Origin of the sequence: Bradyrhizobium elkanii WSM2783, from assembly GCF_000472865.1 — a bacterium.
GTDB classification, from domain to species: domain Bacteria; phylum Pseudomonadota; class Alphaproteobacteria; order Rhizobiales; family Xanthobacteraceae; genus Bradyrhizobium; species Bradyrhizobium elkanii_A.
Genome location: NZ_AXAP01000098.1, coordinates 1 through 22,603, shown reverse-complemented (window position 1 = coordinate 22,603; position 22,603 = coordinate 1). Strand labels below are relative to the sequence as shown.

Sequence of the window (22,603 nt, the reverse complement as noted above, 5' to 3'; positions counted from 1 at the left end):
TCCACCATTCGCCCAGGCCACTGCGTTAAACTGGCCGAGAAGTCCGGTGATCGGGGCTTCCGTCGACAGATGTGCCTTCGCAGCCCTCTCCGATGTGCTATTCTCATAGCAGAGGCCATAGGTATGCCATGACGGGTATTGCAGAGTGGCTAGCATCGATCGGCTTGGGGGAGTACGCCCAGCGTTTCGCCGAGAACGCCATCGACCTTTCGGTCGTCGGCGATCTCACGGAGCAGGACCTCAAGGACCTCGGCGTCCTGCTGGGGCACCGGCGCAAGATTCTGCGCGCGATTGCAGAACTTAAAAGCGAAATCCCTGTATCGGCCCGAACGGGCGCCAAGCCAGCGCCGCGGGACAGCGCCGAGCGGCGTCAACTCACGGTCATGTTTTGCGATCTGGTGGATTCGTCGGCACTTTCGGCCCGACTGGATCCGGAGGACTTGCGCTCGGTCATCAGCGCCTATCACGACTGCATCGCTGAGGTGATCACCCGGAATGAGGGCGTCATCGCGCGATACATGGGGGATGGCGTGCTGGCCTATTTCGGCTATCCCCAGGCGCACGAGGACGATGCCGAACAAGCGACACGCGCGGGGCTGGCGCTGGTCGATGCCGTGGCCAACCTGCAGACAGACATCGGCACCAAGCTGCAGGTCCGCGTTGGCATCGCCACCGGCATGGTCGTCGTGGGCGATCTGACCGGCGAAGGTGCCGCCAAGGAGCAGGCGGTCATTGGTGAGACACCGAACCTGGCTGCTCGCCTGCAGCAGTTCGCCGAACCCGGTACGGTGCTGATTTCCGAGAGTACGCACCAGCTCACCGCCGGATATTTCGAATATCGCGATCTCGGCTCGATCGCGCTCAAGGGATGGGCGGAGCCAGTACCTGCCTGGCAGGTGCTCGGGATAAGCCGAGTGCAAAGCCGCTTCGAGGCGCAGCGCAAGACTCGATTGACGCCACTCATCGGGCGTGACGAGGAGATTGAGCTGCTGTTGCGGCGCTGGCAGCACGCCGCGTCAGGCGAAGGCTGCGTGGTGGTTCTAACTGGAGAGCCGGGTATCGGTAAGTCGCACATCGCGCTGGCGCTTCAAGAGCGGCTCCGGACCGAACCACACATTACGGTGCGCCATTTCTGCTCGGCGCACCACGCCAACAGTGCGCTGTATCCATTCATCGCCAACCTCGAACGTGCTGCCCGGTTCGAGCGAGGCGAGACGCCGACGGAGAAGTTTGCCAAGCTTGAAGCTCTGCTCTTGCGGTCTGGCGCAGACGCAGACCGTGTGGTGCCGGCTCTGGCCAACCTGCTGTCGCTGCCGCTCAGCGGCCGCTACCGCCTGCCCGAGCTGAGCCCGCAGAAGCGCAAGGAGATGACGCTGGCGGCGCTCCTGGCTCAGCTCGACGCATTGGCGACGCGGCAGCCAGTGTTTGTCCTCTTTGAGGATGCCCATTGGGCGGACCCGACTTCGCTCGAGTTGCTTGCGGTTACGCTGGAAAGGATGCCGCGGCTTCGCGTGCTGCTGCTGATCACCGCCAGACCGGAGTTCACGCCGCCCTGGCCTGGTCATGCGCATGTGACGACGGTCTCGCTCACACGGCTGAACCGACGCAACGGGGCGGTATTGGTCGAGCGCATCACGGCCGGCAAGACGCTCCCGGAGGAGGTCATGGACCAAATCCTCTCCCGGACCGATGGCGTGCCCCTGTTCGTCGAGGAACTGACCAAGGCCGTGCTCGAAACCGGGCTGTTGCAGGAGCGGGACGACCATTACATGCTCAGCCGTCCGCTACCCTCGATGGCGATTCCAACGACATTGAACGCATCGCTGATGGCCAGACTCGATCGATTGGCCCCGGTGAAGGACGTGGCTCAGATCGGAGCAGTTTTGGGGCGCGAATTCTCTTACGAACTGCTGAGGGCCGTTACCGGGTTGCCAAGGCAGCGGCTCGAGGAGGCGCTTGCCCAGTTGGTTCGGGCGGAGTTGATATTCTGCCGAGGCGAGATACCTCGCGCGGTCTACAGCTTCAAGCATGCGCTGGTGCGGGACGCTGCCGAAGCGGGACTTCTGAAGAGCCGACGCGCGGCACTACATGCCACCATCGCAGACGTCTTCGAGCAACGGTTCCCGGAAATCGTGGAGACTCAACCCGAGACGCTCGCACTCCACCTTACGGAGGCGGGACTGTTCGAAAAGGCAGGAGAATACTGGCTCCAGGCAGGCAAGAAAGCGGCCATGCGCTCCGCCAACCTCGAAGCCATCGCGCACTTGCGCAAAGGCATCGAAGTCTTGGCCCATTCCGCCGACGGCGCACCGAAGGACAGGCGGGAGCTTGATTTCCAATTCGCGCTGGGACCATGCCTGATCGCCACCGAAGGGCCGACTTCGCCACATGCGGTGGCGACCTTCGCCCGTGCGCGCGAGTTGTGCCAGCGCCTCGGAGATCCCCCCGAGGAACTACAAATCATGTTTTGGTTGACCACCGCGAGCGTCATGCGTGGTGAGTTGCCGGCCGCCGAGGAAATGATCTCGGCGCTGCTCAATCTCGCGGAGGCGCGCGGCGATCGACCGACATTGCTCAACGCGATGCGCGGGCAAGGGATGATTCGTCTGTTCATGGGACATCTCACGGGCGCTCACGACGTGATCGAACGGGCCTTCGAAGCCTTCGAGACGAGCAGCGAGCAGGACAGATTGGCGGCACGTGCCGCCGGCCAGGATGCGGGCGTGGCCGACCTTGCTCTGATGTCATGGGCACTCTGGCTGCTGGGCCGCGCCGATACGGCACTCGCACGCCTGAATGCAGCCATTCAGCGTGCCGACGCCATCAATCATCCCCATTCGCAGGCCTATGGATGTTATTATGCGTCCATTCTCCACGCTCTTCGGGGCGAGTTCCTGACTGCACACCGCTATGCCGAACGCTGTCTCGCCTTGTCGGAGGAACATGGATTCCGGCAATGGCGAGGATTGGCGCGCGCCGTCCGCGGGATAAGCGCCACCTTTCTTGATCCTTCGTCCGCCGCGCTCGCGGAAATCCAGACTGCGATGAAGGAACATCGCAGCGCGGGCTATCAGCTCGGCATCACAGCACTATACGTACTGCTGTGTCCGGCCTTGTTGTCGAGCCATCAACGCGAAGCTGCGCTGGAGCTTATCGAACAGGGTCTCGCGACAACCAGCCGTAACAGCGAACGGATATTTGAGGCCGAACTGTATCGACTGAAAGCGCGCGTGTTGCTCTTCCATGGCGTGCCGGAAGCATGCACCGAGGCGCAATCAATGCTCGATCACGCACTGACAATTGCAAGGAGCCAGCACGCCAAGGCCCTCGAACTTCGAGTTGCCGTAGACCTTGCCGCCCTGTGGATCGATCAGGGCAGGCGCGAGAAAGCGCTCGAGCTGCTCGCGCCCATCTACGCCTGGTTCACCGAGGGCCTTGATACGCAGGATCTCAGGCAAGCAAAGGCATTGCTCGACCGACTGCGGTAATTCTGCCTGAACCGCAGATATCGTGGCCTGGCTCTGAAAGTCGGCCGTGAAGCTGCTTTACCGTGGCGTTAAGCCGCTCGCTTTTGAAAATCATGGTACGTATCCAGCACCTCCCCCCACCCCTGCGGGTCGTTCTTCTTCGGATCCTCATTTATGAAATGTGGCCCGGCATGCGCCGGAAGTCCTTGGTGTTTGTTGTATGCTTTGATTGCTTGTTCCGTAGCAACCTTCCCCAACTTTCGCCCCATATCCAGGTTGCTGTGATTCCATTTGAAGCTGATGTGCCCCGGCACCCGAATCTCGACGAGGGTGCCTTCCCACTTCTTGTTCCCGGATTTTGGTGGGTCGTACCGCACGTGGTATTTGAACAGCCTGACGTCATCTTCGCCAACGGTCGCCGCGAACAATTGACAGAGATTTGCCAGGGCATCGTGAAGGTTTTGCGGTTTGCGGACTTGCTTGGCATCGACGATCCTGCTCACCCATATTTCGTGCAGAGGATCGTCTGGCTTATCGTGCTCCTCGAGCAAGCTCTCGAAGTTGACCGTATCGACGAGCGCTCCTTCGCAGTATGTAACTCCGTCGATCCGTACGGTTTCTTCGACGAACGGAAGGGCCGAACACGCACATAGGCTGGATGCGCTGATAGGCCCCTTGTACTCCTTCTCGTCGGCTTTCTGGGTCATTGGACGGTTGGAAAACAACGCGAGCTTATGCGCGTCAAGATTCCAGGCGTTGTGAAATATGCATGGCGTTCCAGGCTTTTTCAGCGCCTCGAAATTGATGCTCTTCATGAACTGGCTGTGCGGATAGTTGATCCTGGAAAGGCCAGTGATATGGGACAGATACATCATGGACGTGAGATAACGAACGAAAGGATTAGGTGCCAGCACCTGATTGAGAATCCATCCGTTGATGTCTCCGCTGTCCAGGTTCGCGAGCTTCTTTCCGCCGTCCGTGCCAGGCTGTCGATCGAACCAGAGCGACATGGACTCCCTGTAGGCATTCATGATGCTGGATGGGCTCCATAAATCCTTGTAGGTATTGGGATCTGTGACGAAGTTGGTCACCGCCTTGCCAATGCTCTCCCAATCCGGACCGAACACGGTGTTTATGGGAAAGCGCCTATAGCTTTCATCGTCCCGAAACACGCCATTCTTGAAGAATTGATAGGTCTTTTCCGCCCTATCTTTATTCGCAACTCGATCAAACTGATTATAGACGATCCCAACCCAAGCGCCGATGCAGGACAATGCCCACACATCAAAGGTTATATCTGCGTCGGCAAGAGCTTCCAGAACCCCAATGTGCAGCCCTGCTGCCGGACCGCCACCGCCGAGCGCTATCGCTCTCTTCACCATTGGTTCCTCCATCTAATTTATCGTGTGGCTATTCTCCGATCAAATTTCTGAATTGCGTGAAGAGACCAGTCGTTCTTGGATAGGCTCGTAGATCCAGAACTGCGAAACACGAATGTGTGCGACGGAGCGGTGGACGTCGATGTTCGACGCTTTCTCGAATATGCTGATCGCACTGGCGCACGTCGGGCAGGAGCCGCGATTAGCGTATCGCGCTCTGGCCCATCCATCTGTGAACCGGTTCACGCAAGATATTTATCGCTGACGATAGTACGCAGTACCTATAATCCAATAGCGGCTTTCGCTGTTGGCTCGAAACTGAAACAGATGGGCACCTCAATGTCTGGTGAACCCGCTACAAAATGTTCTGGTAAAACTACCTGCGTTTTTCGCTTGACACAACCAAAACTAGAACGTGTCATTCGAAAATATCACGCCATTTCCCGTTGGCGTTAGGCTCTGTTCGCAGCCATCGCGATGTTAGCCGTCGAATTTGGTGGCCCATCCAGAATGGCCAGACGACGATCGATGGCGCTGATGACCTGGCGCGAAAAAGGCCCAAGATGCGCGTAAGCCGCAATCATGGCCACCGCGATCCGCGCCGAGGACGAGTCTCGCTTGGCGCTGCTGAGGAAGGTTCGCCAAAACGGATCGTGCGCTTCGGGAATGGCGGTGACCACGCGATGCACGGTCTCCAGCGCCCGCACCTTGGCACGGACGTCACCGACGGGCAGTTCCTGACGTTGCCTCGAACGGTCGAGCATCGTCATCAACCGGTCGACACGGCTGGCATATGCGGCAGGATGATAGACGCTCTCCAAAATCTGTCTGTAGTCCATCAGGATGTCGCGCAACGGGCGCGTCGGATCGAAATTGATGCCGTCGGTGCACTGATCGCCGCCAATGGTTGGCCCCATATCGTGATTGGGGTGCAGCCGCCCCTCGCGGGCAAGACGACGCGTGAGCTGCGTGTTCGGCAAGGCATAGAGCAGGCCAACCATGCAGACGGGGATGGCGGCCTCCTCGATGAAGTCGACCATGGCGTCCGCGATCGAGACTTTCTCGCTATCGAAGCCCACGATGAAGCCCGCGGTGACGAGCATCCCGGCGCCGTAGATCCTGTGAATGCTCTCCGCGATATCGCGCCTTGTGTTCTGCTTCTTCTTGGTCGCGGCCAGCGTCGCCGGGTCCGGGCTTTCGATGCCGACAAAAATGCCGAAGAAGTTGGCCGCGGCCATCATCTCCAGGAGTTCCCGATCATCGGCCAGATTGATCGAGGCTTCCGTCGAGAACTCGAACGGATAATCGTGCGCGCGTTGCCAGGCCGCGAGTTCCGGAAGAAACAGCTTGAGCGACTTCTTGTTGCCGATGAAGTTATCGTCGACGAAGTCGAGATGGCCGCGATATCCCATCTCGTAGAGCGCATCGAGCTCGGCAAGCATCTGCGGGGTCGTCTTGGTCCGCGGCACCCGTCCGTACAGTTCGATGATATCGCAAAACTCGCAGGTGAAGGGGCACCCGCGCGAATACTGCACACCGAGATAAAGATAGTCTTCAAAATTGAGCAGGTCGAAGCGCGGCACCGGCGTCTTGGTGACGTCGGCCTGGAACTTGGGCGCTGTGAACACGCCCGACCGGGCACCGCTCTCCCAAGCCGCAATGAACTCGCCAATAACGCCCTCGGCCTCGCCGAGCACCTGAAAGTCGGCTGCGGCATAGATGTGCGGACTGGACGTCGGGTCGGGGCCACCGACGGCCACCGGCTTGTCCTGTGAGCGACAAAGCTCGATCAGCCGCAGCGTGTCAGCCTGTTGCGGCAACATGCCGCCCGTGAAGACGACGTCAGCCCAGGCAAGATCATCGTCCGTGAGCGATGCCGTATTGCAGTCGACCAGGCGCACCGTCCAGTGGACCGGCAACATCGCGGCGACGGAAATCAGGCCGAGGGGAGCCGCGGGGCGGCGAACGCCCATCAACTTGCAGGATTCGCCAAAGCTCCAGAACGAGTCCGCGGCGAAGCGCGGATAGAGCATAAGCACGTTGCACGGGTGCGGCGTGTCCATGTTTCCTAAGATGGCGTGTCCTAAGATAGCCCATGTCTCGGTCCATCCCCTTATGAGACGAACCTAGCCCCGGCAAGGGCGTACTGGAGCTAAGCTGATGATTCTTACGGGTGCAACAACCGGCTCCGGAGCCGGCAATTGGTACGGTCCTTTTTCCAGGGACGTGGCAGAAATGGCACGCAATTGAGCGATTTTTGTGTTCGCGCAGGATTGATACAGCAGCTCTTGAGACTCAATTTTGGAACTCGCACTCTCCTGCGGCAATCTGCCGTCCACGATCCGCATCGCGGAGCTTAATGCATGACCGACCTTACCTTGGCGAACGGCGATGTACGACTTGCCGCATCAGTCGATGGCCCGATGGATGCGGTGCCTGTCCTGTTTCTGCATGGGGCAAGCGTAAGTCGCGATACGTGGGATGAAACCAAGCAACGATTGACCAATCGATATTGCGTTTGGACGCTCGATTTTCGCGGTCACGGCTACTCTGATCGCGCGCCGAACTACAACCTTGCGGGTTATGTTTCCGATGCCGAGACTGCTCTGGCGGCCATTGGCCGTCCGGCAATCGTCGTTGGGCATTCGCTGGGCGCATGCGTGGCCGGTGTGCTCAGCCAAACCAATCCGAACATCCGAGCCGTGTTCCTTGAGGACCCGCCGTGGTTCCTTGGGCGTCTGGAGGAATGGAGCAACTCGATATTCTCGAAGTTGTTCTCACTCTTGCTGTTGCGGCTGACGAAATGGCAGCAGGAGCCTCCGCCGTTCACAACCTATGTCGAGTTTCTTTCGAATGGGCCTGACCGCTTGGGAGGTGTGGTCAAGGACCACATATCGGCTCGGCATTTGCTCAGCCATGCTTCCGCGATACAGCGCCTCGACCCGCGTTGTCTCCGTGATGACTGCTTGAAAGAGGCGTTGTCATCGATATCAACCGAGCGACCATTCCTGTGCCCGGCAAAGCTCGTCCGAGGCGAAGAACGGTTCGGAGGAGCATTTTCGGATGAACACGCCGGCAGCCTGCTGGCGACCAACCCCCATCTTGAAGTGGTCCAATATAAACAGTGCGGCCATCACCCCCATCGCATGCTGGGGTTTGAGCAGCGGTTCTTTGATGACCTTGAGGAGTTCATTGCGAAGACTTGACGGCGGTGGCGCCAGTCGATCGCAGGCGCCGAGGTGCGACGGTCCATTCCAACGATATTGGACTGAGCTGGAGGTTCCCTCCAATTCTCGAAAGGTCGCGACGATGCTGCGCATAGCCGATTCAGGTTCGCCCATTCAGCACACCTGCGCTCATGAACCTTTAGCCGATGGGCCGAGACCTACTAACAGATATGATTGAGCCCGCTGACCGGCCTCCTCCCTCACCTGGGGCGCGCTGGCGGTTTTTCTTTCTACCTCGGCAAGAGAAAATTCGGTCCTATTGTCAGCGATCTCACATTTCGTTCCTATCAAACTTGACGGGATCAGTCGGCAGGCAGATCGTGGTCGGGGCATGGTAATTCAGCTCGGCTAACCGCCAACCAGACGGTGGGTGGTGCCAATGCAGCAGATTGCAGACTGGCTTGATAAGCTTGGGCTTGGGCAATACGCGAAGCGTTTTGCCGAGAATGGGATCGATATTGGCATTCTTCCCGATCTGAAGGATGAGGACTTCGACAGGCTCGGAGTCCTGCTCGGCCATCGCCGTAAAATGCTCCGTGCGATTGCCGAACTCGATCAAGCCGAACTCATCACCGAGTCCGCGCGTCAGCATGGCGCCGAGAGACGCCATCTCACCGTTATGTTCTGCGACCTGGTGGGCTCGACCGCGCTCTCCGCACGCCTCGATCCCGAGGACATGTGGGAGGTGATCAGAGCCTACCGGGCTGCCTGCGCGAGGGTCATCGCCGCCTATGACGGCATGATCGCCAGGTTTGTTGGCGATGGTATCCTCGCCTATTTCGGCTATCCCCGCGCACACGAGGATGACGCGGAGCGCGCAGTGCGAGCCGGCCTCGACATCACTGCCGCAATGGGAAAGCTCGAAACGCGCGTCGAAGAACGGGTCGACGTGCGGATCGCGATCTCGACCGGGCTCGTGGTGGTCGGCGACCTCATCAGCGGAGGTGCGTCGGAGGAGCAGGCGATGGTCGGCGATACACCGAATCTCGCTGCCCGGCTCCAGAGCCTGGCGGAGCCGGGAGTGGTTGTGGTGTCCGCTTCAACGCGCCGGCTGCTGGGCGATCTATTCACTTTTCGCAATGTCGGCGACCGCGAGGTGAAGGGTATCTCCGATCCGATCGCGGTCTGGGCGGTCGAAGGTGCAGCCGCATCGGAGAGCCGCTTCGAGGCGGTGCGCACCGCGCGCTCGATCGGCTTTGTCGGCCGCAAGGCAGAAATCGAATTCGTGCTCTCGCGCCAGCAACTGGCGTGGCAGGGCCAGGGTCAAGTGGTGTTGATTTCCGGCGAGGCCGGAATCGGCAAATCGCGCCTTGTGGCGACGCTGGCCGAGAGTCTTGCGCTGGGCTCGCACCGCCGGGTGCGCTATCAGTGCTCGCCTTACCATACCAACAGTGCGCTTCATCCCTTCATCGCTCAGCTCGAGCGCGCGGCCGGCATCACGTCACAAGACACGCCCGGGCAAACGCTCGACAAGCTTGAGGCTATGCTGGCGCTCGGAACGCGGCAGGTGGCGAGCGTGACGCCGCTTATTGCCGCGCTTCTTTCCATCGCAACCGGCGAGCGCTATCCGCCGCTCGGCCTCACTCCAGCGCAGCAGCGGCGATAGACATTCGCCGCGCTGCTCGACCAGCTTGAGGGCCTGGCACGGCAGCAACCTGTGCTGATTGTCTGCGAGGATATGCATTGGGCTGATGCCACGACGCTCGAGCTGTACGATCTCGCGGTCGATCGGATTAGGGGACTGCCAATCCTCGTGCTCATGACATTCCGGCCTGAGTTCGAGCCGCCTTGGGCAGGCCTTGCCAATGTCAGCCTGCTGCGACTCGAGCGGCTTGACCGGCAGGACACGCGCGCCCTGGTCGAGCAGGTGGCTGTCGGTCGACAGGTGCCACGCGAAATGATGACGCAGATCATCAACAAGACGGATGGCATCCCGCTCTTCGTTGAGGAATTGACCAAGATGGTGCTGGAATCCGGACTGCTCGTGGAAGAAGCCGGGCGCTATCGCATCGACAGTCCGCTACCGCCGCTCGCCATTCCGGCGACGCTGCACGACTCGCTCATGGCGCGGCTCGACCGGCTGGCGCCGGTCAAAGAGGTTGCGCAGATCGGCGCAGCCATTGGCCGCGACTTCTCATACACGCTGCTCCGATGTGTAGCGGGGCGGGATGAGCTGACGCTGAGCGCGGCGCTGGCGCAGCTCGAACAGGCCGAACTTCTGTCGCGCCGCGGGACGCCACCCGACGCGAGCTACAGCTTCAAGCATGCACTGGTTCAGGAAGCGGCTTACGAGAGCTTGCTCAAGAGCCGCCGGCAACTGCTGCATAAGCATATTGGCGATGTCCTTCGCGATCAGTTTCCGGGCATGGCCGAGACCGAGCCGGAAGTCGTGGCATATCACTTCACCCAAGCGGGGTTGAGCGGGACAGCCCTTGAGTGGTGGCGGAAGGCTGGCCAGCAGGCGCTGAAACGCTCGGCCTATTCCGAGGCGATTGCACATCTGGGCAAGGCCGTTGCCATTGCCGATGAACTGCCTCCAGAGCCTGATCGGATGCTGAGCAGGCTCCATCTTCAAATCGCATATGGCCGCGCGTTGCGAGGCAGTCTCGGGCACAGCGCTCCCGAGACGGTGGCCGCTTGGACGCGCGCCCGACAGTTCGCGGCTGATACCAATGATCCGGTTGAACTCGCGCCGATCCATTCGGGCTTGTTCAATGCATGCCTCACTCACGGCGAGATCGCGCCGATGCGGGAGTTGGCGGATGCAATCATTGGTGTCGCCGATCGACGTCCGGAGTCGCCGATAGCCGCCATTGTCGCACACTGGACCAGCGGGGTGACCTGCTGGTTCGCCGGCGAGTACTTGAACGCGCGAATGCATCTTGAGCAGGCACTCGCGATCTATGGTGCCGAGCCGGATCCCGCGACGTTCAGGGCGTCCGCGCTCGATCTGCCGTTCGTTATCATGAGGTTTCTTGCCCTGGTGCTTTGGCCGCTTGGAGCGATCGATCGCGCGCGCCGGCTCGCTGCAGAAGCAGTGAGTGGCTCAGGAGAGAAGCGAGCGCTTGCTCAAGCCAATGCGCTCGTTCATCGGGCGGTTTTCGACGGGCTATGCGGGGGCATGTTGGAGCAAACAGAGACGATCCTGGCCTTGGGTCTGGCGCGCGACCATACGATGCCGTTGTATGTGGCCGCGGGCACCTATCTGAACGGCCTGGCAAAGTGGCGGGCGGGCGAGCGAATGGTTGGGCTCACGGAAATGCGCCGAGGCTGGACGTTGCTGCACGAGAATGACTGCTACCTCTGTGAGCCGTTTTGGGGGATGCATGTTGCCGTGGCGGATGCAGAGGCGGGCCAATCCGAGGCCGGGTTGGAAACTGTGAGGGAATTGATCGGGTGGGCGCAACAATCCGGCCAGCATTGGCTTGATGCCGAACTGCATCGCGTCCAAGGTGAGCTCTTGTTGCGCCATGACGCTGCGAACCTCTCCAGTGCCGAAGATGCCTTCAACAGAGCCCTGGAAATCGCCCGACACCAACAGGCAAGGACGTTCGAGCTACGCAGCGCACTTGGACTTGCGCGCCTGCATAATACAAATGGCCGGCCCGAGGCGGTATCCTCGGTGCTCGCTCCCGTCCTCGCTGAATTCGACGCGGGGTGGCAAGATCTCCCCGAAATCAAGGAAGCCGAAGGGCTGCTCGAGCATGCACATTAGTCAGCCTGCCATTTCGGCTCATTCAAAGGCGACGTAGATGCCGGTCAGGGTTCCCTTGCGTGCTCTTTCTTGTTTCGGAATAGCAGCACTTTCGGCGCTCTGTGCGCTTCACGTTGTGCGTGCGGCCTCGCCGGTGCCAGATAGCGTGTCTCTCAGAGAGACGGCGATGACGTGGAGTACCGTCAAGTATGCGACCGATGCGGAGGACGGATTTCTCAGCGGGTCGCTCGACAAGAACACGATCGTCGACCGCACGTTCAGGGCGCGCGTGCTCGAGAATCGATATCTGAAGGTAACACTCGTGCCCGAATTCGGTGGGCGCATTATTTCCATCATCTACAAGCCGACTGGCCACGAACAACTCTATCGCACGGATGTCGGCGTACCCTACGGGATCAAGGCCGGAAGTTTCTACTACGACTGGCTGATGGTGTATGGCGGCATCTTCCCGACATTCCCGGATGCCGAGCACGGCAAGACGTGGCTGAAGCCGTGGGCCTTTGAGGTGGTCAAGGAGAGCACGGGCGACGTGACGGTCGCGATGTCGCTTAAAGACAATTTCGACTATTCCGCGCGACCTGGCAAATTCAGGAGTTCAACCGGGATCGAAGCCACATACTATGTCACACTGAAAGCCGACCGGACTGCACTCGATACGCGCGTGGTGCTCAAAAATCGGCACGACAAGGCGATCCGGTACGAGTACTGGACATGCACGACGCTCGCTCCGGGATCGGATCCGAAAAACCCTAAAGCGACCGCCGGCGCCGAAATCATCGCGCCGATCCGAACTTATAGCACGCCCGCCTGGTCGGCCAATCTGGCAGATGGCGACGAGAGCGCGGGGATGGGCAGGCGGCGCTTCGAAAACCTGCGCTTCTTCAAGAACTGGCCGACGATGGGCATCGCCTACGCGGCGCCCGATATGCAGGGCGGGAATTTCTGGGGCGTGATCAACCATGACAACGAAGAGGGAATTATCCGCATCGCGGACAACAGGCTGACGCCGGGCTTGAAAATGTGGACGTGGGGATTTCCCTCGTTCACTGGCGAAACCGATCCCCGCGAGGAGCCGAATGAGTGGCGACCGTATGTCGAACTGTGGGCAGGCGTGTCAGACCAATTTTTCCATAGCGCTGACTTTCCCGCGCTGGGTGAAGTCTCGATTCCGGAGACCTTCAGTCCGACGGTCGGCATGCGCAACGTGACGCATGCGAATGAGAATATCCTGATCAATCTTTCGGCCAAGGCGTCTAGCGTCACGGTTCAGTTCTTCAGCATCGAACCGGCCACCCCGCTCCGCGTAACGTTGAAACGCGGCGACACGGCACTGTTCGACGACATCGTGAAGGCCGATCCGAAAAATGGAAATCGCATTTCGGCAACGATCCCTGACGGCAGCAGCGGCGAACAGGTGAAGCTGACGATCAGGACCACGGATGGAAAAGAACTGATCGCAGCCGAGGCGACAATGAATTGATTTCTTTCCTCATGCCGCGAGTTGTGGACGGAACAGCACATCGACGCCGTAACTGGTCGCATTGTAGGTGCTGGTCGGGAACAGGCTGCCCGATCCATACGCATACACGCCATTGCCTCCGATCGAAGCCGATGATGGTGCAGTCAGCGGCCCGTTGCTGACCGCCGAGCTGAACATGCCGGGATCGGCGGAGTAGTTTCCTGAGGTGTGATAGGACGCAACATACGTTGTCCCTGCAGTGATCGTGACCGGCGCAGCGAAGTTGACCTGCTGCCAGCCGCTGGCCGTCTCATTGGTGAAGGTGGCGGTGGCAAGCAGGGTGCCGGTGCTGCTCCAGATATTCGCGGTATGGGTGCCGGTATTCGATGGGCCCTTGTAGAAGCGCAACCCGGTGATGTCGCCGGCGCTGGACGATTGGAATTTGAACCCGAGCTCCACCGACTGCGGATCATTGACTGACACCACGCTCGGTGTCGGATTGGAGCCGAACAGGCTTATGATGCTCGCGGATGCTGGGTTGACGGTCAGGGACGCGGATGCGGTCGCTGTCCCGCCCTGGCCGTCGGAGACGGCGTAACTGAACGACGCCGGTCCCGTATAGCCGGGGTTGGGTGTGAAGGTGATGGTGTTGGTCTGGGCGTTGAAGCTTGCGGTGCCGTTGACGCCGTTGCTGACGCCCGTGATCGTCAGCACATCGCCATCCGGATCGCTGTCGTTGGCAAGCAACGCGGAGGCTGCAATCGAGATCGGCGAGTTCTGAGTGGCGCTGAAGCCGGAGTCGTTGGCCGCGACCGGCGCCTGATTGGCGGCGCCGCTCGCCGGACTGAACAGCACGTCCACCCAGTAGTTGGTGGCACCGAAGGTGCTGGTCGGGAACAGGTTGTCCGCACCATAGGTGTAGACGCCGTTATTGCTGCCGGATGCGGTGAGCGGGCCATTGACACGCGAAGACGTGAAGTAGTTGCTGGTCGACGCGTAGCGGCCGTTGCTGTGAAAGCTTGCCACATAGGTGGTTCCGGCGGTGATCGAGACGGGATTGCTGAAGGTCACCGTCTGCCATCCACTGCTGGTCTCGTTCGTGAACGTGGCGGTCGCCAGCAGCGTGCCGGTGCTGCTCCACAACGAACCTGTGTGGGTGCCGGTGTCACCGGCGCTTTTGTAGTATTTGATGCCGTTGATGGTGCCGGCCGCAGAGGACGTGAACTGCACCCCCAGATTGACCTGGGCCGTGTCGGAATCGGCGAGAATCGCTGGTGTGTCGGAGCTTGAGAACAAGCTCACCGACGGCGGGACCACTGTCAAATTGGCTGTTGCAGTCGCGGTGCCGCCGCGCCCATCGGAGATGGCGTAGCTGAAGGACGCGAGCCCGGTGTAGCCGGCGTTCGGCGTGAAGGTGATGACATTGGTCTGGGCGTTGAAGCTGACGGTGCCGTTGACGGCGCCGCTCACACCCGTGATGGTCAACGGATCGCCATTCGGATCGGCGTCATTGGCAAGCAGGGCTGACGCGGCAATGGTCAGAGCCGTATTCTGCGTGGCGTTGTAGCCACTGTCGTTGTTGGCAACCGGCGGCTGGTTGGCTACCGGATTCACTGTCAGACTGACCGTTGCAGTGGCGGTGCCACCCTGCCCGTCGGCGATCGCGTAGCTGAAGGACGCGGGCCCGGTGTAGCCGGCGGTCGGCGTGAAGGTGATGACATTGGTCTGGGCGTTGAAACTGACCGTGCCGTTGACGGCGCCGCTCGCGCCCGTGATCGCCAGTGTGCCGCCGTCCGGATCGGTATCGTTGGCAAGCAGCGCCGCCGCCCCAATCGTCAGCACCGTGTTCTGCGTGGTGTTGTAGCCGCTGTCGTTGTTGGCAACCGGCGGCTGATTGCTGGCGCCGCCGGACGGCGCAAACACGACATCGACCCAGTAGTTGGCGGCGTTGTAGGAGCTGGTCGGGAAGATGCCGGAGGTGCTGGTGCCGCCATAGGCGTAGACACCATTGCCGCCGGCAGCGACGCTGGACAGCGCGGTCAAAGGGCCGTTGGTAACGGCCGCGGTGAAGTAGTTGTTGGTCGCAACATAGGCGCCGGTGGTGTGATAGGAAGCAACATAGGTGGTGTTGGCGGCGATCGAAACCGCTGATGACAGCGTGACGGTCTGCCAACCGCTGGCTGAGGTGTTGGTAAAGGTGGCGGTGGCGAGACGAGTGCCTGTTGACGACCAGAGATCGAGGGTGTTGATGCCGGTGTCGCTCGCGCTGCGATAGAATCTGAGCGCCGTGATCTGGCCGGCGACCGAGGACGTGAACTTCATCCCGACTTGGATCTGGGATCCGTCATTGAGGTCGGTCAGAGCCGGTGTGCTTGACGCGCTGAACAGGCTGACGGGAGCCGCCCCTGGCGGTACCACGGTGAAGCTGACGGTGGCCGATGCCGTACCGCCGCGCCCATCGGAGATCGTGTAGGTGAAGCTCGCCGGACCGGTGTAGCCGGCATCGGGTGTAAAGGTGATGGTGTTGTTCTGCGGATTGGGCTGCGCGTTGAGCACGACGGTGCCGTGCGTTGCTGCACTCACGGCGATGATGCTGACCGCATCCCCATCGGGATCACTGTCGTTCCCGGTCAGGGAAGACGCCGCGATCGTCAGGGCCAGATCGCGGGTCGCAATCGGTCCGTCGTCATTGGCAGCTATGGGCGCACTGCTGGCGGCAGAAGGATTGAACATGACGTCAACCCAGAAATTCGTCGCCGCGAACGTGCTCGTCGGGAACGCGATATTGCTGCTGTAGGTATAGACGCCATTGCCATTGCCGAGAGCGGTCAGCGGACCGCTCGTCACATTGCTCAAGAAGTAGTTCACGCTGGCGGAGTAATGGCCCACATCCGTATGATAGGAGGCGATATAGGTGGCTCCAGGCGTCAGCGAAACCGGGTTGGAGAAGGTCACGCTCTGCCAGCCGCTGGCGGTTTCGTTAGTGAATGTGGCCGTTGCCAGCAAGGTGCCGGTGCTGCTCCAGAGCTGGCCGGTGTGGGTGCCGGTATCCTGGCTGCCCTTGTAGAAGCGGATGCCGCTCACGGTGCCGGCAACCGACGTCTGGAATCTCACGCCCAGTTCGACGGCGCTTGCATCGGTGGTGTTGACGGTGTCGGGGGTGGCCGAGCCCGGAAACAGCGAGACGTAAGTCGGAGCCGCGACGGTCACCGTGCGACCCACGGAAGGCGTTTCGAGATTGATGCTGTCGTCCACCGCGCGCGACATGATGGTGTAGGTCCCGGCGACCTGCGGAGACCAGCTATAGATCCATGTCTCGTCGCCAATCGCCGGATGCCAGCTCAAGCCGCCGTCCGTCGATACTTCCACGCCGGCGATCACGCCGCCGCCGAAATCCGATGCTGAGCCGGAAATCGTGACCACGTCTCCGGCACTGATGTTTGCCAGCGCGTTGACGCTCGAGGTCGGCGCGGTCTGGTCCGTGGAGCCGGTGGAGGCGACCAAATCCGGCTGCAGCGTTCCCGGCTGAATACCCATGTCGGCGAACAGGTTGACCATCGACTGTTGCACGCGCGAGTCAGTGGGCGTTGGGGTCAGGTCGTGATTGTCGCTCAAACCCCACGCCCAGTAGACCGTTCCGGCGGCGAAGACCAATGCCTTGCTTGCCGCGCGGTAGAGCGTCAGATTATGGGTCGAGATGGCGCTTCCCGTCGTGTTGCCGTAATCAAGTAGGTAGCTGTTGACCGGAACCGTCGTCGAGGAGAGCCGGACCAGGCCCGCGGGATCGAATCCATTGTCGACCGCTTCGTCCCACTCATAGCCGAGATAGTTCCTGGTCAGCGTCGCTGTCTGCCCCGGCTGAAGATTCGCAACGCTGGTGTAGCGCCAGAAGCGCAGATTGGCGTCATCGTAGGGAATTGTGATTGCCTGCAGGCCGCTGCCTTGGCCGACGTCATCGACCTGGAACATCTGTCCGATCAATGCATTTTCCGGGCTTCCTCCGCCGAGCGCCGGCGGGCTGAGGCGGGGATCACGGAACGTCCCGGTCCACTCGTCGCTTGGATCGATCGATGCGTCCGGTGACCAGGTCTCCTTGTAGGAGATCAAGGTGCGGTAGGCCGTGCCGTCGCTGCTGATGCTGTTGCCCCAGCGCGTGCGCCAATACATCTCGTTGCCGCTCCAGAACGCCAGATTGACACCGGCATCGCGGGCCGCCTCGACATTGGCGCGCTGTTGCCCCGACCAGTACTCGTCATGACCAACGTCCAGATAGAGCTTGTGATTGAGCAGCAGATTGCCGTAGCGGTCCGCGTCAACACCCGACATGTAGGAGACGTCGTAGCCGTTCTGCTCCAGCCAGTAGATCGCGGCATATTCCGCGCCGAACAGATAGTCCTGCGGGCCTGCAAAGCTTCCAACGCTGCCGCGGGTGGCAATCGGCCGGTTGTAGCTCACCGCGTAGGCGCGTCCCGCACCTTGACCTGTGGCAGGGCCGTTGCCGCCATAGAAATTCGCTCCGCCCCAGCCGTTATAGGCCTGCCAGGTCGTGTCAGAGGTCTGAAAGATGACGTCGCTGGTGCTGCTGTCATCCCTGACGATGAACGGGATGTGATTGGCGCCCTCAACGCCGTCCTCGCGTACGAGCTTTGCGATGTAGACGCCTGACACGGCATCCTCAGGAACCTCCCAGGAAGCCGAAACAGACCAGTTGCCGGCATCGACCAGGCCGGTCGTGTCGTCACGCAGCGGCGCTGGCTGGTTCTGCACACCGGTGTGTTGGATGGTGTGGACCTTTCGCGCACCCATGCCGCCGTAATAGCCGAGGCGGTAGATGTCGATCCGATAGTTCGATGAATCCGTATTGATCTTGAAATCGATCTGGTTGCCACGATTCACGCTGATATCGGTGGCAAAACCTTCGATATTCGAGCTGCCAGCACCCTCGATATCCCATTCGCTTTGCGGATTTCCCGTCTTCTGGTTCTCGAGCACGATTGGGTTCGTGGAAGTCGCGGCGGCCGCGAGTGTGTTGGGCGACGTACTTGTGTTGGCCTGCCGCGCGACAGGAGCAATCTCTGCTGTCGTCACCGAGCCCGAGAGAATTCCGATTTCACCCTTCCCCGTGCCAGTACCAGTCTCTCCGCCGCCCGGCAGCATGCCCCAGCTTCTGATCGCCCCTCCGCCTGACAGTGCATTCCAATTTGCGAGCGGCGCGACATTCTCCAAGGACATAGAGGCACTGGTGGAGGCGCCCATGACCCCGGCGCGGCCGGTCAACACGAAATCTGCTCCGCCAGACACATGGCTGCCGTGCAACTGCGCCGGCGCCGCATTGGCTGCTGCCTGATCCAGCAATCGTGTTGGAGCAATGAAGTAGCCGCAGCCACAAACCTGCGCGACTGCTGGAGGTGTGGAGGATCCGAAAATGTTGGGGGTCGCAGTCGAAGGCACGTGACCAAGGATGACCACAGGATTTGGCGGCGCTGGTTCGGCCGCCGCGGAGGTTGGCGTTCGGACTTCTGTCGTCAACGCCGCAAATCCGGCGTCCGATGTTGCAGCGGATGCCGACGCCGCGGCACCTGAGGCGCTCAGACCCAGACCTTCCTGCAAATTCCGCGCGGCGAGCAGCGACAGTGACTCGTCTTCGTCTGAAGCTGAAACTCGGACATTCCTTCGCAGGAGGGTGCGTGGCCACGTCTGCAATCCGAGAGCCATGCGGCCCAGACCAAAATCTTCGTATAACGACCTCATGCAATGACACCGCCTTAAAATATTTAATTCTCCTAAATTAAATATTAATCTCCGTTTAATTCAATTTGCTGTTCTGTCGCACCCCAGCCCTTGCTGAACAACCCGATGTCGATCTTCGTCAAACTAACAGTGGATAGTCGTGGATAGATAGTCGTGGATAGTCCTGATTTTCTAATGGGTTGAATCCAGCCGAACTTCTCTTCTCGGCACAAATGGATTTCAAATCAGGAGATATTCAATTTGCGCTTGAATGGAGCAGGCAAAGCGCCCGCATGCGAATTGCATAGGGCCGCCTGCTTGGCGGCATGCGCTGCATGGTCGCGCAACTCATTGCTGCGCGAACCAGTGCGTCGTTTGGATCAATCAGTTCGATGCCGGCCGATCCGCTCGACGCGCGAGACAACACCGTCACGCGTGACGGGTCTCGCATGCGGAATCCAGATCGTGCTGGTCGACCGAAGCGACGTGCATTGCGGAGGCAAGGCGGATGCGCGCTAACGCGAACGCCTTGCCTCGACGCGATGAAGCTATCTATCTAAAGATATGGGCCGAACCGCGCGGAGACGGAATCGGCCAAGCATTTCCCATCGCGAGCCTCGCAAGCAGGAGTGTCAAGCTACTTGGTGCTCAGTGAAATGCCGAGGGCAGACGCTTTCACGGTCACCGCTGCGGGTGACCTCTTGAGAGACTTTGCGATTTTGTCTCGACCACGCTTCTCTTTCGCCATGGTCTTGAGCGTCTTCAGGTCGTCCTTCGACCATAACACGCGCGTGGCTTTCTTTTTCTTCGCCATTACAACTCCTCTTCAAGAGCCATGTTTTACGAACCCAGGCTAGTCCGGTCAAGGAACATTGACTGCAGGCATTGGAGCAGTTGGATACGGTCGATAAGCACCGTGGTGCGTTGCAGCCACGATGACGAAAAGAATAGCAAATACGATGATGGCGCGCATAGTCAGGCTCCGCATGAAACCTATCTAACACTCAATGATCTCGGGCATTGTGAACTAGCTCACCAGTTCCAGTGGATCGCGACGTTCATGACGCCTATGCCGTGCACACGCGGGAGCCTCGGCCGAGCGGAGAGCATGTGGCGATATTCATGATGGCAGCATCGCCCCGGCTCCAAGCCACTGTTTGACCAGCGAGGCCAATGTGCCGTCGGCCGCAAGCGCGGCCTGCGCACCGCCAATCGCATCGCGCAGCGCGATGTCTCCTTTGCGGACACAGATGCCAAGGCGCTCGACAGTGATGCCGGTCTGAACGACCCCAAGTCTCGGCCGGCCGCGCACGAACCAAGCCGTGACGGGTGCGAGTTTCATGAAGGCGTCGCAGCCTCCGCTTGTCAGATCACCGAGCGCTTGCTCGATCGCGTGATAAGCATAGACGCGCACCCGCGCAGCACGATTCTCCGCGACCAGTTTCTCAGCAACTGGCTGGCTGGTATTCCCCTGCTGCACTCCGACGACCAGACCTTTGAGATCGGCGATGCCATGTACATCCGGATTGCGGATGACATCGACGACAAGTGATTGGCCTGAAATCGCATAGGGCGTGCAGAAATCGGCCTTTGCTTCCCGGCTCGGCGTGATGGTGGTGCCAGAGGCGACGCAGTCGTATCTGCCGGCATCCAGACCGGCGAAGATGCCGTTGAAATCGGAGCCTGTGTAGGGGACCAGCCGCCATTCGCGGCCGAGCATCCCGGCGATGCGCTGCACCAGCGCAATGTCGAATCCCGCCGGGCCATCGCTCGTCAAGAACTCGAATGGCGGATCGGGAAACGCTGCTCCCACTCTCAAGGTTGACACGGCTATGACCTTTGCTGCGCTAAACTCAAGGGCAGGCGGACCGACTTGCGCCTGGCGATAGCTCTGTATTCAGCCATGATAGGCAAACAGCTCGATTGGCTCGCTGAAGCCTCGCACCGGATATTCGCCGACACGTTCGAGATCGAAATCGCTTTTGACGAAGTCGGCGAACGCGCGGGACAGCAGCACCTTTCGACCCAATTGTTTGGTCAGGGTTTCGAGACGCGACGCCATGTTAACTGCGGGACCGATAACGGTGAAGTCGAGGCGGGTGCGCGACCCGATATTGCCGTACATGACGTCGCCGACATGGACGCCGATACCGTAATTCAGTGGTTCACGACCGGTTTCGCCATTCTTTTCGTTCAGGGCAATCACGGCCTGACGGGCTTCGGCCACGGCGTGCAACAGATTTGCGCAGGCCGACGGCTGGCTGAGCGGAAAGATGGCGAGCAGACCGTCGCCGATGAATTTCAGTATTTCTCCGCCATGTCGCGCAATCGGCTCCGACATCGCGTCAAAATACCCGTTCAGAAGGTCAATGACATCATCGCGCGGCCAGTTATCGGAGATCCTGGTGAAATCACGCAGATCGCAGATCATGATGGCGGCGCGTACCGTCGTCCCGCTGCCGCGCCTGGTGGCGCCGGCCAAAATCAGTTCGCCGGCGTGCGACCCGACATAGGTTTCAAGCAGCGTTCGCGCCAGCCGGTTCTTGACACGAATTTCGCTGACCAGCGCCAGAATCGGTAACAGTTTTAGGAGGCTGGCGATATGCGCGTCGTCGAAACCTCCGACCCGGTCGGTTGCGAAGGTCACGATGTGCCGTTTGCCGAGCGTATGATACAGCGGCCAGGCCACATAGTCGGTCAGGCCTTTGGCCCGCATCTCATCATAGATGGCGTGCTTACGGCCGAGCGAAGGATCACGTTCGAGATTTTCGCGTACCTCGAGGGCACCATCGCGAATTTCGTTTGCCGGACTGCCGATGTATTCGGATCGCCCTATGACATCGTAATCGACTCTCTCAATCTTGGCCTCACGCATTCCGTCGACCCACATCATCCGGGCGCCGAGCCACTGAGGATGGTGGATCAGGATATGAAGCGACGCTCGCTTGACGGGAATGCCCGCGCGCTGAAGGTGCATACACATCTCGGCGAAAATATTATCGATGAAGCGCTCATCGCGCGTGTCGTTGGTCAGCCAGCGCACAACGTCGTCGTCGGAATACGCGGTGCCGGGATCAATGTTTGGCGGCGGGTTCATAGCTTGTTCCTCGGTGGTGACCTGGATCGACAGTAGAGGATATGTCGTATCCCCGCCCGGCGGCGTCAACGAAGTCCGCCGTAATTTGCTTGCGCGCGTCGGGTTGTTGGGGAGTTGCCGCCCTGTCCGGCGCGGGAGGCCGCAGGCGTAGCGCAGAAGCGCCGGTTCTGCCCCCGTAGCGGACCGTTGCCGATCCGGAAGCAACGGCGCGAGAGCAACTCAAGCTTCGTGCAGGATTGACCGCAAGCGCGCCGCCAATTCTGACATGCGGAACGGTTTGTCGATAATCGGAAATTCGCCTACCGCCTGATGGCGGTCCAGCGCGTCNCCCGCATAGCCCGAGGCAAGCAGAATTTTGATGCCCTTGTTCAATTTCCTCGCTTCGCGGGCAACCTCAATGCCGTTGATCCCGTTTGGCATCACGATGTCACTTAGCAGGAGGTCAAATTCCTCGCTCCGGAGCAGCCGAAGCGCTTCTGTGCCGTTCCGAGCGCAACGAACCTGATAGCCCGACCTGGTCAGCATCGCC

The 22,603-nt window shown here is 60.3% G+C and carries 10 protein-coding genes and 1 pseudogene; 4 read left to right on the top strand and 7 right to left on the bottom strand.

Annotated elements, in window-relative coordinates; all coding sequences use genetic code 11:
• The first annotated feature begins 128 nt into the window (after nucleotides 1-128).
• A complete protein-coding gene (locus tag YY7_RS0142680) occupies nucleotides 129-3,488 on the top strand; it encodes an AAA family ATPase (protein ID WP_028168493.1) in 3,360 nt (1,119 codons plus the stop codon).
• A 68-nt stretch (nucleotides 3,489-3,556) separates the two neighbouring features.
• On the opposite strand, the gene YY7_RS0142675 is transcribed toward YY7_RS0142680, so the two are convergent.
• Both YY7_RS0142675 and YY7_RS0142670 read right to left on the bottom strand, forming a co-directional pair.
• Complete coding sequence (locus YY7_RS0142675; RefSeq protein WP_245287623.1) at nucleotides 3,557-4,849, bottom strand: patatin-like phospholipase family protein; 1,293 nt, start codon at nucleotides 4,847-4,849, stop codon at nucleotides 3,557-3,559.
• A gap of 449 nt (nucleotides 4,850-5,298) precedes the next feature.
• Complete coding sequence (locus YY7_RS0142670) at nucleotides 5,299-6,909, bottom strand: B12-binding domain-containing radical SAM protein (RefSeq protein ID WP_028168491.1); 1,611 nt, start codon at nucleotides 6,907-6,909, stop codon at nucleotides 5,299-5,301.
• A gap of 300 nt (nucleotides 6,910-7,209) precedes the next feature.
• Between YY7_RS0142670 and YY7_RS57155 the strand changes: the two genes are divergently transcribed.
• The 3 genes and pseudogenes from YY7_RS57155 to YY7_RS54740 all read left to right on the top strand — a co-directional run bounded on the left by YY7_RS57155 (nucleotide 7,210) and on the right by YY7_RS54740 (nucleotide 13,268).
• A complete protein-coding gene (locus YY7_RS57155; protein WP_028168490.1) occupies nucleotides 7,210-8,052 on the top strand; it encodes an alpha/beta fold hydrolase in 843 nt (280 codons plus the stop codon).
• A gap of 400 nt (nucleotides 8,053-8,452) precedes the next feature.
• Nucleotides 8,453-11,788 (top strand): annotated as a pseudogene (locus YY7_RS64855) (adenylate/guanylate cyclase domain-containing protein).
• 166 nt (nucleotides 11,789-11,954) lie between these two features.
• Complete coding sequence (locus YY7_RS54740) at nucleotides 11,955-13,268, top strand: DUF5107 domain-containing protein (RefSeq protein WP_051397230.1); 1,314 nt, start codon at nucleotides 11,955-11,957, stop codon at nucleotides 13,266-13,268.
• Nucleotides 13,269-13,277: 9 nt separating this feature from the next.
• Here the strand turns inward: YY7_RS54740 and YY7_RS0142650 are convergent, their stop codons facing one another.
• From YY7_RS0142650 to YY7_RS54735, 5 genes are all read right to left on the bottom strand, one after another.
• Nucleotides 13,278-18,527, bottom strand: a complete 5,250-nt coding sequence (locus tag YY7_RS0142650; RefSeq protein WP_245287620.1) for a DUF4082 domain-containing protein — start codon at nucleotides 18,525-18,527, stop codon at nucleotides 13,278-13,280.
• Nucleotides 18,528-19,614: 1,087 nt separating this feature from the next.
• Nucleotides 19,615-19,791, bottom strand: coding sequence for a hypothetical protein (locus YY7_RS62315; protein WP_165421322.1), 177 nt, complete (start codon nucleotides 19,789-19,791; stop codon nucleotides 19,615-19,617).
• Between the two features lie 306 nt (nucleotides 19,792-20,097).
• A complete protein-coding gene (locus tag YY7_RS0142635) occupies nucleotides 20,098-20,805 on the bottom strand; it encodes an ABC transporter substrate-binding protein (RefSeq protein WP_028168488.1) in 708 nt (235 codons plus the stop codon).
• Between the two features lie 69 nt (nucleotides 20,806-20,874).
• Nucleotides 20,875-22,074, bottom strand: a complete 1,200-nt coding sequence (locus YY7_RS0142630; protein ID WP_028168487.1) for an adenylate/guanylate cyclase domain-containing protein — start codon at nucleotides 22,072-22,074, stop codon at nucleotides 20,875-20,877.
• Nucleotides 22,075-22,293: 219 nt separating this feature from the next.
• A complete protein-coding gene (locus YY7_RS54735; protein WP_080664100.1) occupies nucleotides 22,294-22,599 on the bottom strand; it encodes a response regulator in 306 nt (101 codons plus the stop codon).
• Nucleotides 22,600-22,603: the final 4 nt, after the last annotated feature.

Bases quoted from the DNA above. Each gene is read 5' to 3' on its own strand.
- YY7_RS0142670 (WP_028168491.1), bottom strand. From the start codon at position 6,909: ATGGACACGCCGCACCCGTGCAACGTGCTTATGCTCTATCCGCGCTTC.
- YY7_RS54740 (WP_051397230.1), top strand. From the start codon at position 11,955: ATGACGTGGAGTACCGTCAAGTATGCGACCGATGCGGAGGACGGATTT.
- YY7_RS0142630 (WP_028168487.1), bottom strand. From the start codon at position 22,074: ATGAACCCGCCGCCAAACATTGATCCCGGCACCGCGTATTCCGACGAC.
- YY7_RS57155 (WP_028168490.1), top strand. From the start codon at position 7,210: ATGACCGACCTTACCTTGGCGAACGGCGATGTACGACTTGCCGCATCA.
- YY7_RS0142680 (WP_028168493.1), top strand. From the start codon at position 129: ATGACGGGTATTGCAGAGTGGCTAGCATCGATCGGCTTGGGGGAGTAC.
- YY7_RS0142675 (WP_245287623.1), bottom strand. From the start codon at position 4,849: ATGGTGAAGAGAGCGATAGCGCTCGGCGGTGGCGGTCCGGCAGCAGGG.
- YY7_RS62315 (WP_165421322.1), bottom strand. From the start codon at position 19,791: ATGGCGAAGAAAAAGAAAGCCACGCGCGTGTTATGGTCGAAGGACGAC.